This window comes from Candidatus Nitrotoga sp. M5, assembly GCF_927904885.1.
Classification (GTDB): Bacteria; Pseudomonadota; Gammaproteobacteria; order Burkholderiales; family Gallionellaceae; genus Nitrotoga.
On the sequence record NZ_CAKMNW010000052.1, the window covers coordinates 1 to 14,586 of the forward strand.

Here is a 14,586-nt window from a genome sequence, read left to right on the forward strand (position 1 = left end):
TAAAGTTTGGGCCGGAAAGTTTGAAAGCTATGGTTTTTAGAGGTGCCCTAAGTTTCTTACCGCTCTCACATTAAGCTGTTCGCTTATGTTGAGTTCTTTCGGTGTCTCAGCGGTACCTGTTACGCAGCTTGGCTTTTCTTTGGATGGATCAGGCAGTGTTTCAACTGGTAATTACAATCTAATGCGTACTGGATTAAATGCTGCGCTGGCAGGCATACCCACTGATGGCAGTATTGAAATCAGTGTCGTTGCCTACGGCAGTGGCACTGCCACCGTTGTAGACGCTGTTGTACTTACCGCTGCTTCATTACCTACTATCCAGGCTGCAATTAACAATCATAACAAAGCTGGTGGAACCACAAACACCGCTGGATCGATCAATCTACTGACTAGTGTAATGACCGGTTCTGTCAACTTTGCTGATCCAGGAAGCAAATCTCTTATCAACTTGATGACCGATGGTGCTCCCAACTCTCAATCTGCATCAGTTGCAGCAGCAACAGCAGCATCAGCAGCGGGTATTGATGCACTTTCTATCGAAGCCATTGGCACCGGGGTTTCGAGCGCAGGTGCGCTGGCTAATATGCTCGCGATGACTTTTCCTACACCAGCTCAAATTTTGGCTATCAACGCGACCAATATTCCCAATCCAATAGGTGGTAGCTGGGTAGTGCCTGTTAGTGATTTTACGGCGCTGGCTCCTGTATTGGCAGCAAAAGTACAAGCTTCCATTACTACAGTACCAGAGCCATCTTTATTAGCTCTGTTTACTATCGGCTTAATGGGGATGGGAATTTCTGCAAGAAGACGCATGCAAGGCTAGGTAATTGTTATACTAAAGAATACCTCCGTAACTAGAAAAATAAAATTTAATAATCAGTTAATTATAGTTAAGTGGTGTGTGTTCTTGTACTCAATATAGTTGTTAAAAAGTTGTACATGTTATATATCCCACATCAAGCAATTGATGTGGGATATATTTATTCAGGTAATTATTTTAGGAGTCATTGATAAATGAAACATTGCATACAATTCTTTAGTCTGGTTTGTTTATTTGCAACAATTAATATGAGTGCGCACGCTAATCCAGCAGCCACCTCCAAACAATGCACTGTTAAGGATAGAAGTGAGTCATTAGTGATTATGGTTTGCCCCCCCCATTTTGACAATACAGCCTGGAAAGATGCTGGAAAAGCTGCTTGCGTTTCGGCACTGATGTGCAATGTGTGGATCTGGGAAGATGCCGCTAAAGCACCTAATAAAGCACCTGCTACAGATTCTGACCTTCCCAAGAGTCATGTAGCTACTGCGGTAGCCATATGGGTTAATGATTCAGAGAGTTTGATATCATTGCGTAAGGTCAAGTAAGGTCAAGTGAGTCAAGTAATGTCAGAGGTGCACATCACATGCGTGTCAATTGTCAATGACGAGTATTGCCAATGTAACATTTCGGTACGACCGAAACTAAAGAGGGCAAAGTCGAATGCCACTAAGTTCAGGAGTTTCGGCATATTTAAATGTACTAGGGAAACGCTGAACAATTCACCGCCTAATCGATCTAGGTGCGAAGTTTCTTGATGCGGGGTGGAGTACTGTGATTTTTAGACTAGTTCACTTAAAGTTATTGATATGCCATCTTAAATTATTCACCTCATAAGTTTAATCTGCCCCAGTTATACTTATCGAACACAGTCCGCACTGTGGCGGGGATATGAAAATCACCGCTGCCATCTTGGAATCCAATGCAATCACTGAAATTTTTGATTATCTCGGTCTACCTGCCTGGGCACCGCCTAGAGCACCTGCACAAATCCACGATATTTTTGAACCAACCTGATCCCGTGATCGCTCCATTCAAGCATCTTCATTACTGGGCTAAACTTTGCCCCTAGACGTCTTTCGCATGAAGCGCCAAAATGCGCAAAATTTTTGCAAATTTGTGCTAGCTGAACCGAAATAAAGTCATTTTGATCGATTATCACCATGTTTGACATCTGAACCAGCTTTCAATATTTTCAAAAATCATGGGAAATGTGGTTTATTTTTCCTATACCCTTGCTACTTTTTGGTATAAGTTTTTGGAGTAATAAATGTCCTTTCTAGTTTGTAGGGTGCATCGTGAAGATAAAAGTATCTACCATCAGTTAGAAATGATGGATGAGCAGCAACTATCAGCAGGAGATGTACTTATCAGAATTGAGTACTCTGGCATCAATTTTAAAGATGCTCTGGGAGTAACGGGCAAGGGTAAAATTTATAAACTGTTTCCTGTTAATGCCGGTATTGATTGTGCTGGTATAGTTGAATCATCATCTGATACACGATTTGAGATTGGTGAAAAGGTATTGGTAAATGGTTGCGGATTAGGTGAAATCCAAGATGGTGGTTTGGCTCAAAAGGTTCGAGTTCCTGCTGATTGGGTCATTAAAATACCTGAAGGTTTGACGAGTAGAACCGCGATGATATTAGGCACAGCTGGATTTACTGCAGCTCTCGCCATCGACCGGATGGAGCAAAATGATCAAACTCCTGAACAGGGAGCTATTGTGGTGACAGGCGCTTCAGGTGGTGTTGGTAGTTTTGCAGTCAGTATGCTCTCTCGTTTGGGATATGAGGTCATTGCGGTGTCTGGAAGAGATGAACATAGCGACTATTTAAAAAATATGGGAGCCAGTAAAGTTGTCAATATGCAACAGCTCGCACTTGGAACAAGGCCGCTTGAGGAAGCCCGATTTGCTGGGGCAATTGATAATGTAGGTGGTGAATTATTGAGTGGTTTAATCCGACATACAGGCTTGTGGGGCAATATTGCTTGCATTGGTATGGCTGCCGATGCCAATTATCAAACTACAGTATTTCCTTTAATCCTAAGAGGCGTTAGTTTGCTAGGGATTAGTTCAACAAATTGTCCTATGCCGAAAAGAGAACGTATCTGGCAACGTATTGGTAAAGAATTGTTGCCTAACAATACAGAGTTAATTGTCAGTCAGGAAGTGTGTCTAGCCGATATTAGTCCATGTTTTTATGATATTTTAGCACGTCGTCATCGTGGGAGAATATTAGTTAACTGTGAATAGTGTAGAAATGTTTAACCTAGTAGAAAGGGGACAGGTCTAAGCTAGTTACAGTTAAGCTGCTTTAGCATTGTATCGGCCTCTATGTTTTGTCACTTTTATTTCATGTCTTGGAGCGGTTAATAATTGATACGGTTTGGGCCTTCGTTTCGCTGCTCTGGGGTCACTTCTGTCGGGTCGTTCTGGCACGACATAATCGGCGATATACACATACAGCAACTGGATTAATCGGCACTGCTCTTGAGGGCTACTTTTGCTCTGATTTAAGATGCGGCTCCCACTGCCGAAGCACTTGGACACTGCCCTTAAAATTGATTCGGTGTACCGGCACACCAGCCTGTTGAGCTGCCTCACTCATGAGATAACGAATACAGTTATAGGCGATCAAGTGAATCACGATAATTCTTGATCATCTCGGTCAACCTGCCTAGGTACCACGCCTAGAGTACCTGCAAAAATCCACGATTTTTTCTAGTAAACCTGATCTCGTGCTTTCTCCTTTCAATCCTCATTCATCACTGGGCTGATTTTTTTCCTGGGCGTCTGTCGTTTGAAGTGCCAAAACGTAGCAAAATCTTTAATTTTTTTGTGCTAACCGAAACCGGAATATAGTCATTTTTCGATCGATTATCTCCGTTTTTGAAAGCTGAGCCAGCGTTCAATATACTCAAAAATTATGGGAAAGATGGTTTGTTTTTATATACAAAACTGCAACATAAGACATTAATGCGATTGCTTTGACCGGCAACTGTGTTGTCCTCAAACGTTACAGTTACACTGCTATACTTTGCGTTTATACGCCAGTCAGCCATCACGCCATGGAATCAAATATCCCAAACGAAAAAATCGTCAGTGCGCCTATTAATATTCGTAGCACAGCCCTCGCCTCATTGACGATTATGGCGCTGATCGTATTTCTCGAGTGGGCTCAAAGTTTCTTCGCACCAATTGTTGTTGGCATGTTGCTAAGCTATGCGCTGTACCCGATCGTTTCATTTCTCAAACGCCGCTTGTGGCTGCCGCACTGGATGGGTGCGCTGCTGGTCGTGTCTGCGTTGGTCGGCGTGTCCTGGTTTGCCGCCGGCTCATTGCAGGAACAAGTGGGTCCTCTCCTCGACAAGCTACCTAACGCCGTCAAGAAATTCACTCGAGAGAACGACGCCGCACGCTACGAATCGCCTTCGGTGCTGGAAAAACTGCATTCTGCCGCAGTGGAAGTCGAGAAAGCGGCTAGTTCCGATGCCACAACGGCTGACAAAGCGGCTCCAAATGACGTAGTGAAAGTACAAATACAGGATGATCCGTTCGATTTTCGGGAGTATTTACTTGGTGGATCGATGAGTGCAGTGATGTTTATGGGCCAGTTTATTTCGGTTCTACTGCTGGTATTTTTTATCCTCGCCTCCGGCCGACTGTATAAAGAAAAGCTGGTGAAAATATCCGGCAAAACGCTTAGCAAGAAGAAACTGACAGTTGGAATGCTTGAACACATCAACCGCCAATTGCGCCTGTTTTTCTTCGTCACGTTGTTCGGTGCGATATTCGTCGGGATAGTCACTTGGCTTGCGTTCATTTGGCTGGGCGTTGAACAGGCCGCCTTATGGGGTGTGCTTGCCGGCATTGCCAGCATGGTTCCGTATTTGGGTCCTGGGGTGATTTTTGTCGCTACCGGACTGGTCGCTTTTTTGCAATTCGCCACATTGGGGATGGCATTGATCGTGGCAGCAGTTTCGCTGGCCATCACCAGTGTTCAAGGGAATGTTTTGACGCCCTTGATGACTAGTCGCACATTAGCCATGAATGCTGCCGGAGTTTTTATCAGTTTGTTGTTCTGGGGCTGGTTGTGGGGGCCGATCGGACTTGTCGTCGCGACACCCGCGATGGTTGTTATCAAATGTGTCTGCGATCATGTAGAGAATTTGCAGAGTTTCGGTGAGCTGTTGGGCGGCTAATTTCTGAACTGTAGAGCCAGCACAGGAAGCACAACCTGAAGCTTTAGTGTGAACCTTGTGGGGCAGACCACAGTTTCGGTTGCGATACAGTTTCACCTTCTCCGTTTTTGTGCTGAGCTTTGCGGGTAGGTGTGTTGATTGCTCGGTGTATCGGGTATGGTGATGGTGGTGCTGTCAAACTGCTTCGTGCCGCTTGAACCACCTTGAAAAAAATCGCTGTTTCAGTATCGCAATTTTTTGTCTGGTCCGTTTATCTTTGGTATCCTTCATTTTAACTGGAGTCCTGTAAATTGGTGGCTTTCGTGTTGCACCAAAAGCTTAACATTTAGTTGTACTCAGTCCACCATTTTTAGAGGCATCATGGCCTTCACCGAGTGCCATGATGCTTTGATTCTTTACAATTGTATTTGAGTAAAATCGATCGTTCAGGTCGATCTTCAGCAATGGAATATTTTTTGGTACTAGGTCAATTCGGTCAAATCAGCCCACATTGGTGATGATCAAGTTAGTAAGTATTTATATAGTTTTGAGTACGATTAAATTCGATGTTTGACTTCGGTGCGACGTCAAAATTTACTACCAACTCGACCAACAATAGGGGTTGTGATTATGTTCCACTTAAACTGTTTCTATATGATCCGCTGCATTTTTGCGGCAGTATTACTGTCTACAACCTCGGCGTGGGCATCGGATTTATCGATATATGTCGCGCCTAAAGGTAGCACCGCCTATGCGGCGGCAAAATCTTTAGGTAACGGGCAAGTAGAGCGAAGGCTGCATAAAGCTTTCGCAGCCGCATCCAGTCACTTGACCCAGTGTATTAATTGCACCGTCACGATTAATGTGGCTGGTGGAGAATATACAGGTAAAGCCAATGTCGGTTTATGGGTGTTTCCAGATACTGTAGCGCCCAAGGGTATGCTCAGAATACTGGGCGGGTGGAATGAGGATTTCAGTCAACGTGAACCATTTCAATCGCCATCCTTGCTCAAATCTACTGATAAAAGATCCAGTGTGGTGCTGGCATTCGCCGGCAGAAAACCAACGTTCAAGCAACTGGTGGTTTCCGGACTGACTTTTGACACCAGCCCCAGTAATCGTTACGACAAGAATACCAACTCGTTTATGAAAGGCGGCTCTAGCACCTTTGGCCAGATTTCGTTTGGCTATGTATCCACTGACAGCTTGATAATATCTGATAATACCTTTATGAATGCATCGAGCGGCGGCGTTGGCGGCCCAGTGGTAAAGCCTCTTGGGAATAACGGAGAGGTTCGGATTCAGAATAACGTCTTTTTCAACAACATTGTACCGTGGGCCGTAGCATCGGGCTCATATTCGAATCCTCCGGCACGCTATATTATTAAAGGTAACAGCTTTGTTCTGAGCTGGCCCTACAACGCAGATGTCGCAACATCCAATCCTGGCGCGATAGAGATTGGCAACAGTCGCGCAGCCGGGCAAGTTGAGATTGAACAAAATTTATTTGCATACAATTTCGGCGGTGCCGTGTTTTCACAATGGGATGACACGAAAAGTCCGAAGTTGGTAATTAAAAATAATCTGTTTTATGCTAACGGCGGTCTGTTTGGAGCCAGAGCAAGGGACTCTGGCGCTGTGGTCGGAAAGTTTGCTGGTGCGGCTACCCACAGCATATATTCGATGGATGATATTGAGGACGATTTTTCCTGGTCAGTATCCGGAAATCAAAGTTTTGACCCAGAAATAGAAATTGGTGTACCTGACACGATTGGACTATCCAGCTACGGAGAGCGAGACGAGGGTGCAGAACCGGTCGATCAAGAGTCCGATGATGCATCAGTAAGTGATGACGAGCTTGCCAATGATTTGAGCGAGTTGACTGCCTTGTTAGCTGGAAGCGATGCCGAAGCGAAATCAGATAATACCGATTTGGAAAGCGACTCAGACGGTGGTCTTGATCTTAATCTTAATTTCGAGGACTTTGCAGACCAAAAAGGTACGGCTCTAGGCACTATAGACTTAAAGAATTACGCGCCAAAGCTCAGTTTTGAGCCCGGAAATTTACCGTTCTCACGAAACCCAAAGGCAAGGCAATATGGTGCAAGTCCTGAACGCGTTTCTCGCTATTAATTAAATGGAACTAATTCTTATTAGAACTTCAATGTTAGCCAAAATAGCTATCTTCTTCGTATCTGTGTTAGCCATGTCGGCACCAGTTCAAGCTGACAACATGAGTGAACGTCGCGATATTACAAACGATATAAAAGCGCGCTTTAAATCCATCGAGAGTCACTTTAAAGCGTTTGATCGGGCCAAGGATGCAAGATCAATCAATAAAATACAGAGCGATATCAAAGTAATTAGCCAAAAGGTCAAAGAGCTTGAAATCGTGACGGATGGGGATAGTGATGCGAAAAAGATAATTCAGGACTATCCGCGCGAAATACCAAAATTTCTGAACTCACTGACTGCGCTCAAAGCGGCCAGAGTCAACCAATTTAAACTTGACCCTATCGCCGAGGTTTGCGAGAAAGAGGACGACGAACTAAGAGAAGCCGTGAGTGAATTTGTTGAAGCCGGGGATCCGAATGAGATAGATGAAATTGAAGATTTGGCTGAGGATGTCGAAGACAAGGTTTCTGGGATCATGAAAGGCGCGGCCTCGCTCCTTAAGAAGGTTGATGGAGTTGTTAGAAAGGCGAAACAGTTTTCCTATCGGACTGGGCATTGGAACGCAACGGAGAAAGCGCTGGATAGGTCGGCTGACACGATCACTAACTACATGAAAAATGCACTCAAAGAAGCTGAGGGTGCATGCAAGGACTTAATGTTAGGAGATGCGCAGGATTTTGTTAAGGACGCCGTGCAGCAACTTGATGATATCGATCAGCTGGCAACTGATTTCGTGGCCGATGGCGAGGACTGGTTTAAGTCCAGCCGCCAGGTATTCTCACTTTCTTGTGAAGCTAAAGAAGAAATTCGCAAAGCCTATTGCAAAGGGGACTATGAGCCAGATGCTAAGCCAGATGTAGCAAAAGCTAACGCCATAGCAAACGCCAAAGCGCGTGCAGTAGTTCGAGAGCTTGCGCCCATAATCAAAGAATACGAAGCGCTCAAAAAAAGGGGCGAAAAACTTAATGAGAATCTAAATAACAAAGAAGTTACCCGTATTCTCAATAACATGAGTATTCGCGCAAAGGGCCGAAATGGAAATGGCGGGCTCTCAAAGATAGCTAAGGCCGAACACCTGCGCGGCAGTCGTGACCCTATGATTCAGCTGTGGATAAAACACGGAGTGGATCAACACAAACGTCTACAGAAATCCAATTCTTGTGATTTAACTGAAATTCCTATCTCAGGTGCACCTAAACGGCCCGACTGCGTGTCAACTAAAAGTTGTATGGTGTATGAATTCAAACCGGAAGGTTCGCATGAATCGAGTGCAGCATCAGGACAGGTAGCTGAATATGCAGCATTCCTCAATGATATCCTTGATGAAATTAGCGAAGATCTTGGCAAAGCGGCTATTGAAGCCAAGTCGGACAAGCTTGTCGCCGCTCTTTTGAAATCAGAAAAATGCCGGAGTGACGGTTTTAATGCCGAGGTTGTGCCGTACAAAAGGTGTGACGGCACAAAGCTGGTTTGTCCTAAACCAGAGTAGAGTAGAGAATTTGGGCCGGCGAGGTATTCAACACTTATATCAAACTCGGTAACGCTCACTTTTCAAGTGCATTGTCAGATCAGATTGAGACTAGTTTAGTTCAACTTATTCTAAAAATTACGCTAACGCCTTTTTGATTAAAGGTATTAATGGCTCGGGTAATTTGATAGCGCCAGACAAGGCAAATTGCTGGCCTTGTTCAGACATTTTTTTCCATGTCTTCTGGATAATTTCAATCCATTTTTCTTCACTGTAGTCAGGGTGCTTAGCAACAAATTCCTGCAAGTAATGTTCGATAAACACAAGATTAGCAACATCTTCCAGTAATTGCGTGTCCATGTTGCTCTTGATACCTTTTTTTTCGACCATTTCTTTAGCACGCTCAATATCATCAGTGGTATAGCCTGCCTGTGACATCAGATCACCCATGGTGTCAGCATGTAATTTATAGAGATCTTTTCGCCATTTCAGGTAGCCAATACGATCCATAGGATAGGCGCTGCGAGGTGATTTCCATCGCTGAATATGTTGCGAGCGTATAGCAAGTTTACAAATATCATCTGCTTCAGGCGCAAAGCGTTGCAAGATGTCTGACATACGATGCGAATAGAGAAGCTCTTTAGGCCACTCTTTGCCGTACTCATCTGTGACCAGATTCGGATCTTCGCTATTGGCAGAATCAATTAATCTGATTGCTCTTTCGAAAACAGCTTGCGACATATTTTCTCTCCGGTTTTGGTCGTAGGCTACGACGTATAAATGACAATGGTTATTGAGTGAGGCGTTATTCATAACAGAATATAACTATATTCTGTTATGAATAATAGAAGCGAGCCTTATGAATATCTGCAAGGCAGGGACTCTCATTCAGGTCTGTCCTGAAAGCTATATCCAACTCTTTATATGAGAATGAATAAAATTTGTTGTATATGCACTATATTAAATGACGAATTCCTTTGGCTAAATTACTATCGGTGTTTCGATGAACAAATGATAGTGATTCGACTCAGGCAATAGGCGTGTATTGCCCAGTCAAATCGAAGTTGCATATCCTAAGCACGTCAATGAAACTCTCACGATCGTATCTATCTTTCTTTCTGGCCATTCCCTTGGGAAGTTGCATGATATAAAACACCTGCAAATTCTATTATTAGTGGTCTTGCAATGAATGTGTTTCAAAATCACCTGCTGAGAATGTTACAGTGGAAAAATTGCATTTTAACCATGATGAAATGGTTTAAAGTTTGCAGCGGAGAATAAAAGACGATGTCACAAAATCTATATGTAACAGGTGCTGAACGTGGCAGTGGCAAGTCGGTTATTGTATTGGGAATGATGGAGTTTTTGTTGGGCCGTGCTGGCAAGGTCGGTTTTTTCAGGCCGGTTATTTCAGCCAGCAATCAACCTGACCAGCTTATTCATTTAATCGCAACACATTATCAGCTAGATATTCCCTATGAGTACATGTATGGCAGTACGGCTGATGAGGCGCATGCACTGCTGGCGGCTGATCGCCATGACGAACTGCTTAACAAAATTCTGGATAAATACAAGCGTCTTGAAGTCATTTGTGATAGCGTGCTTTGCGCCGGTACCGATTACGCCGAGGCCGGGCGCTCGGCACCGGAGTTCGATTTTAATGCCGATATTGCCAATAATCTGGGTTGTCTGCTTATGCCTGTGGTGCGCGGCGATGATCGTACTGTGGCACAAATAGTCGACGCCACTTCTGCCTTTAAAATGGGTTTGCAAGAACGCGACTGTGATATCGGGGCGATTGTGGTTAATCGTGTGGATAAGGCGCAGGTCGAGGATGTTCGTCAAGCGTTACAGCACTCACTACGCGGGCTAATTGCAAGCTATGTGGTGCCCGTTGAACCTTTACTGGATCAGCCGACAATTTCCGATATTGCGCATACCCTTGGCGCCGAATTTGTTTATGGTGAAGAGGAACAACTTACGCGTGAAATAATTGGCTTCAAAATTGCGGCCATGGAGGTTCCAGATTTTCTCCAATATATTGCTGCAGGTGACCTCATCATTACCCCAGGTGATCGCGCTGACATTATTCTTGCTAGCCTGATATCCCATCCGTCCACCAACTACCCACAGATTTCTGGAATATTACTGACTGGCAAGCCGATGGACGAGCCGGTCAGGCGTTTAATCGATGGACTCAGCACACTGCCGTTTGCCGTACTTAGCGTGCCTACCGATACCTTTACCACTACCATGAACGTGAGCAAAGTAGAGGCCAGATTGGAGCCAGAGAATGAACGCAAGCTCGCGGCGGCGCTTGGGGTGGTTGAAGAAAGCATCGATCTGGATGCGTTGGGTCAGTTGTTAAGCACAGCTACCGTTACGCGCGTAACACCGCTGATGTTTCAGAACGATTTAATACGCCGTGCCAAAATAGAACGTCGACGTATTGTTCTACCGGAGGGTGATGATGAACGCATTCTGCGCGCCGCCGAAATTCTCACCTTACGTGGCGTAGCCGAAATTATTTTATTAGGAAATGAAGCAAAAGTGCGCGAGCATATCGAGGCACTGGGCCTGCATCTTGGAGATATCGAAATTATCGATCCGCTGACTTCAAAACTGCGGGATGAATATGCCAGAACTTATTTCAAATTGCGCGAGCGCAAGGGGATCTCGTTGGAGATGGCCTCTGACACCATGGCCGATGTGAGTTACTTTGGTACCATGATGGTTCATCTGGGTCACGCCGATGGCATGGTATCCGGTGCCAAGCACACCACCCAGCACACCCTTAGACCCGCCTTCGAAATTATCAGGACACGGCCGGGCACATCGATTGTATCCAGCGTATTCATTATGTGCCTGGAAGATCGTGTGCTGGTGTATGGCGACTGTGCGGTAAATCCCAATCCTGATGCTGGGCAGCTCGCGGATATTGCTATTAGTTCAGCGGAAACAGCTGTCATGTTCGGCATTCAACCGCGTATTGCCATGCTCTCATACTCTACCGGTGAATCCGGCAAGGGAGCAGCGGTAGACAAGGTACGCGAAGCGACTCGCATCGCCAGGAAGCTACGACCCGATCTCAAACTCGAAGGCCCATTACAATATGATGCCGCGGTAAATGCCAGCGTCGCAAAAGCAAAATTCCCAGACAGTGAAATTGCGGGCAACGCCACGGTATTTATTTTTCCAGATCTCAACACAGGTAATAATACATACAAAGCAGTGCAACAGTCGGCACATGCTGTGGCCATCGGCCCGATACTTCAGGGTTTGAACAAACCGGTGAATGATTTAAGCCGGGGTTGCACGGTAACGGATATATTCAATACCGTGGCGATCACCGCCATTCAGGCGCAAACGGGAGCAGCCATGTAGGCTACACGTTTTTGTGTCCACGCGGATTCTGATTGCTGCGAAGCATTCGGCGATAGACGGTTTGAGGTAGTCAATAACAAAACTACCAATCGAGTCTGACCTATTGAAATTCCACGAGCAACTAAACTGATGGCTCATGGAGACGATCGAATAAGAGAGGCATATAAATATCAAGCTGGCTGACCCTTTGATCTGCTTTTGATGAAGAAGCCATTGGCTAAGCTGGGAGGACTCACCGAGGTTCATGTTAAATCAAGTCGAACCGTATTTGTTTGTTTTTAATAAAGTAACTTGACCTGATATTTTCAACTTTACGTTATGATCCTCTAGAAAGGGAGAACAGTGGAACATTTTGACAGGGGGATATTTATCAAGTTACTTCCCGCGTGCCGGGTCGAAAGTTTTTTAGATGGAAAAATATACTTTAATACTGACAAATACTTTGCCGAATTGGATGAAAGTGATGCTGTTCGCTTTGATCCAGACGAAAATATAGATGAATCATTGCAAGTAAAGCAAATTTCGATCCAGAGTAGAGAAACCGGAGAATATGTTCCTATTGGTGGAGTTATTAGTCCAATAAAGTTTCGCTATGAAAAAAGGCCGCCACTGAATATTTTTTGTGTCTTTGTGTTTCTAGAAAACGATAAATATCAGTTTGATGAGCGAAATCTGAAATTTGGCGATTTTGCGATAGTAATACGAGACCCTATAGAGTTTACGAAAAGAATTCATAGTGCCTCGAATAATCTTGGTCTAATTGTGGACCAAAGACCAGTCATGTATGTTCCGAAAAGCATTCATCACGGTGAGATTGGTCCATTTAGGAAGTATGACGACTATGAATATCAAAGAGAATTTAGGTATTTGCTGCAACCAGGACGAGGTGAAGCTGTCACTCTACAAATAAGTGATATCAGAGATATATGTTTTACTATGCCAAGTAGTGAGATAACAAAACTAAGGCCAAAATAATGTTGTTATTCTATAATAGTACTATAAAAACAATAGGTAAAGCAGAGTACAGGCTGTCGCCTGGCCTCCCTCATTAAACTGTACATGCGTAATTAACGCACATGGCTTTCCGATGTTCTTGACGCTAAGGCATGCACATTTGCACGACCTACGTTTATAACTGGGTCAGAGAAAACTTTAAGTTCTGCGAATATGGAAACGAAATCGCAGTGGATCGTTATGAAAGTCTTAGGGGTTTATAGTAACGTTTGGGTCTTAGCTAGTACAACTTGACAGCTCATTGAGGCGATCGAAAAAGTGAGGCATATAAAGATCAAGCTGGCTGCCGCCTTGATCTAGTGTCAACTGCCTGTGATGTTGGGCTTCATTGTATTCAGCTCAACCTACTGGGTTTTTCCAGAATAATCGCGTGCGAACTGCCAGGCTACACGCCCGCTGCGCGACGCGCGCATCATCGACCATTGCAGTGCTTCACGACGGATCAAGTCGTCCCAGTCCTTGAGATCGACGCCGAACACACTCAGCCAGTGTCGCACGATCTGCAGATAGGCTTCCTGGTTAAAGCTGTAGAATGACACCCACAGGCCGAAACGGTCCGATAATGAAACTTTCTCTTCTACAGCTTCCCCGGGATGCAGCTCACCTTCGTCACCGTGCGTGGTCTGCAAGTTCTCGGAGAAATACTCCGGCATAAGGTGGCGGCGATTGCTGGTAGCATAAATCAGCACATTTTCCGGTACAGCAGCGAAGCTGCCATCTAGCACCGTCTTGAGCGCCTTGTAACCCGGCTCACCGTCTTCGAAACTCAGATCATCGCAGTAGATGATGAAGCGCTCGGAACGCGCGTGTACTAAATCGACAATGTGCGGCAAATCGACAAGATCGGCTTTGTCGACTTCGATCACACGCAGACCTTCAGCCGAATATTCCGTCAGCATAGCTCTTACGATGGAACTCTTACCTGTGCCGCGCGCTCCGGTCAGCAATACATTATTGGCACGCTGACCACATACGAACTGGCGCGTGTTGACACCAACGCGCTTTTTTTGGTCATCGATATCTTTTAGGTCTGAGAGATGAATGGGTTGCAAAACGTGCAGGGGCTCCAGCCAGCCGCGACCCTGATGCGACCGCCAGCGATGGGCCAGCGCACTCCAGTCAGGCATCGGCGGCGCCAATGGCAGTATGGCTTCAAAGCGCGACATGAGATGCTCGGCGCGCGCGACCAATCGTTTGATATCATCGGGGTTCATTGACTTTTCTCCTTGTTCCAGCTTGTCGTATCATTTCTCAAATCCACAGCTTGCGTACTGGGCTGTTCGAGCTATCTTTTCGGCCAGGTCGCCCACACAATCCTTAATAGTAAGCGCAGTTAACATTCAGGGAAAGGGTAGAGTAGTAGGCAGGCGAGAGTCTGCTCTCTACTCTACCCGTTGCCATGTGGTCGCATAAATAAGTGGCAAGAAGCATAACGTTTGCATGTAATTGGTGAGCTCATGCGATACATGAAATTGTAAAAGACTACTACTGTAAATAGTTTCCAAGACATCTGCTTGTTGCAATGTTTCCGGTGTTAATT

11 protein-coding genes and 1 pseudogene are annotated in these 14,586 nt (G+C 45.2%); 10 read left to right on the top strand and 2 right to left on the bottom strand.

Translation table 11 applies throughout. The features are described from left to right. Positions 1 to 85: 85 nt before the first annotated feature. The 8 genes and pseudogenes from MJ770_RS15695 to MJ770_RS09965 form a co-directional block, all read left to right on the top strand. Positions 86 to 526, top strand: a pseudogene (locus MJ770_RS15695) (vWA domain-containing protein); the annotation flags it as partial. A gap of 66 nt (positions 527 to 592) precedes the next feature. Next, positions 593 to 823 (top strand): PEP-CTERM sorting domain-containing protein, encoded by a 231-nt coding sequence (locus MJ770_RS15700; RefSeq protein ID WP_445083150.1) that lies wholly within the window; start codon positions 593 to 595, stop codon positions 821 to 823. A 245-nt stretch (positions 824 to 1,068) separates the two neighbouring features. After that, on the top strand, positions 1,069 to 1,368 hold the full coding sequence (locus MJ770_RS09945) for a hypothetical protein (RefSeq protein WP_239253483.1): 300 nt from the start codon (positions 1,069 to 1,071) through the stop codon (positions 1,366 to 1,368). A gap of 343 nt (positions 1,369 to 1,711) precedes the next feature. Continuing rightward, complete coding sequence (locus MJ770_RS15425; protein WP_256448819.1) at positions 1,712 to 1,837, top strand: hypothetical protein; 126 nt, start codon at positions 1,712 to 1,714, stop codon at positions 1,835 to 1,837. Between the two features lie 253 nt (positions 1,838 to 2,090). Continuing rightward, on the top strand, positions 2,091 to 3,077 hold the full coding sequence (locus MJ770_RS09950) for a YhdH/YhfP family quinone oxidoreductase (protein ID WP_239253486.1): 987 nt from the start codon (positions 2,091 to 2,093) through the stop codon (positions 3,075 to 3,077). A gap of 815 nt (positions 3,078 to 3,892) precedes the next feature. Next, complete coding sequence (locus tag MJ770_RS09955; RefSeq protein ID WP_239253488.1) at positions 3,893 to 5,026, top strand: AI-2E family transporter; 1,134 nt, start codon at positions 3,893 to 3,895, stop codon at positions 5,024 to 5,026. A gap of 609 nt (positions 5,027 to 5,635) precedes the next feature. Next, positions 5,636 to 7,138 carry a hypothetical protein gene (locus MJ770_RS09960; protein WP_239253490.1) on the top strand — a complete coding sequence of 501 codons (1,503 nt, stop codon included), beginning with the start codon at positions 5,636 to 5,638 and terminating at the stop codon, positions 7,136 to 7,138. Between the two features lie 4 nt (positions 7,139 to 7,142). Beyond that, a complete protein-coding gene (locus MJ770_RS09965) occupies positions 7,143 to 8,669 on the top strand; it encodes a hypothetical protein (protein ID WP_239253492.1) in 1,527 nt (508 codons plus the stop codon). A 117-nt stretch (positions 8,670 to 8,786) separates the two neighbouring features. On the opposite strand, the gene MJ770_RS09970 is transcribed toward MJ770_RS09965, so the two are convergent. After that, on the bottom strand, positions 8,787 to 9,389 hold the full coding sequence (locus MJ770_RS09970) for a DUF4202 domain-containing protein (protein WP_239253494.1): 603 nt from the start codon (positions 9,387 to 9,389) through the stop codon (positions 8,787 to 8,789). A 546-nt stretch (positions 9,390 to 9,935) separates the two neighbouring features. On the opposite strand from MJ770_RS09970, the gene pta reads away from it, so the two are divergent. Both pta and MJ770_RS09980 read left to right on the top strand, forming a co-directional pair. Continuing rightward, positions 9,936 to 12,032 carry a phosphate acetyltransferase gene (pta, locus tag MJ770_RS09975; protein ID WP_239253498.1) on the top strand — a complete coding sequence of 699 codons (2,097 nt, stop codon included), beginning with the start codon at positions 9,936 to 9,938 and terminating at the stop codon, positions 12,030 to 12,032. A 342-nt stretch (positions 12,033 to 12,374) separates the two neighbouring features. Beyond that, complete coding sequence (locus MJ770_RS09980) at positions 12,375 to 13,007, top strand: hypothetical protein (protein WP_239253499.1); 633 nt, start codon at positions 12,375 to 12,377, stop codon at positions 13,005 to 13,007. A gap of 383 nt (positions 13,008 to 13,390) precedes the next feature. On the opposite strand, the gene MJ770_RS09985 is transcribed toward MJ770_RS09980, so the two are convergent. Then, positions 13,391 to 14,260, bottom strand: coding sequence for an ATP-binding protein (locus tag MJ770_RS09985; protein ID WP_239253500.1), 870 nt, complete (start codon positions 14,258 to 14,260; stop codon positions 13,391 to 13,393). Positions 14,261 to 14,586: the final 326 nt, after the last annotated feature.

Coding starts and splice junctions, on each gene's coding strand:
- MJ770_RS15700 (WP_445083150.1), top strand. CDS start 593: ATGACTTTTCCTACACCAGCTCAAATTTTGGCTATCAACGCGACCAAT.
- MJ770_RS09945 (WP_239253483.1), top strand. CDS start 1,069: ATGAGTGCGCACGCTAATCCAGCAGCCACCTCCAAACAATGCACTGTT.
- MJ770_RS15425 (WP_256448819.1), top strand. CDS start 1,712: ATGAAAATCACCGCTGCCATCTTGGAATCCAATGCAATCACTGAAATT.
- MJ770_RS09950 (WP_239253486.1), top strand. CDS start 2,091: ATGTCCTTTCTAGTTTGTAGGGTGCATCGTGAAGATAAAAGTATCTAC.
- MJ770_RS09955 (WP_239253488.1), top strand. CDS start 3,893: ATGGAATCAAATATCCCAAACGAAAAAATCGTCAGTGCGCCTATTAAT.
- MJ770_RS09960 (WP_239253490.1), top strand. CDS start 5,636: ATGTTCCACTTAAACTGTTTCTATATGATCCGCTGCATTTTTGCGGCA.
- MJ770_RS09965 (WP_239253492.1), top strand. CDS start 7,143: ATGGAACTAATTCTTATTAGAACTTCAATGTTAGCCAAAATAGCTATC.
- MJ770_RS09970 (WP_239253494.1), bottom strand. CDS start 9,389: ATGTCGCAAGCTGTTTTCGAAAGAGCAATCAGATTAATTGATTCTGCC.
- pta (WP_239253498.1), top strand. CDS start 9,936: ATGTCACAAAATCTATATGTAACAGGTGCTGAACGTGGCAGTGGCAAG.
- MJ770_RS09985 (WP_239253500.1), bottom strand. CDS start 14,260: ATGAACCCCGATGATATCAAACGATTGGTCGCGCGCGCCGAGCATCTC.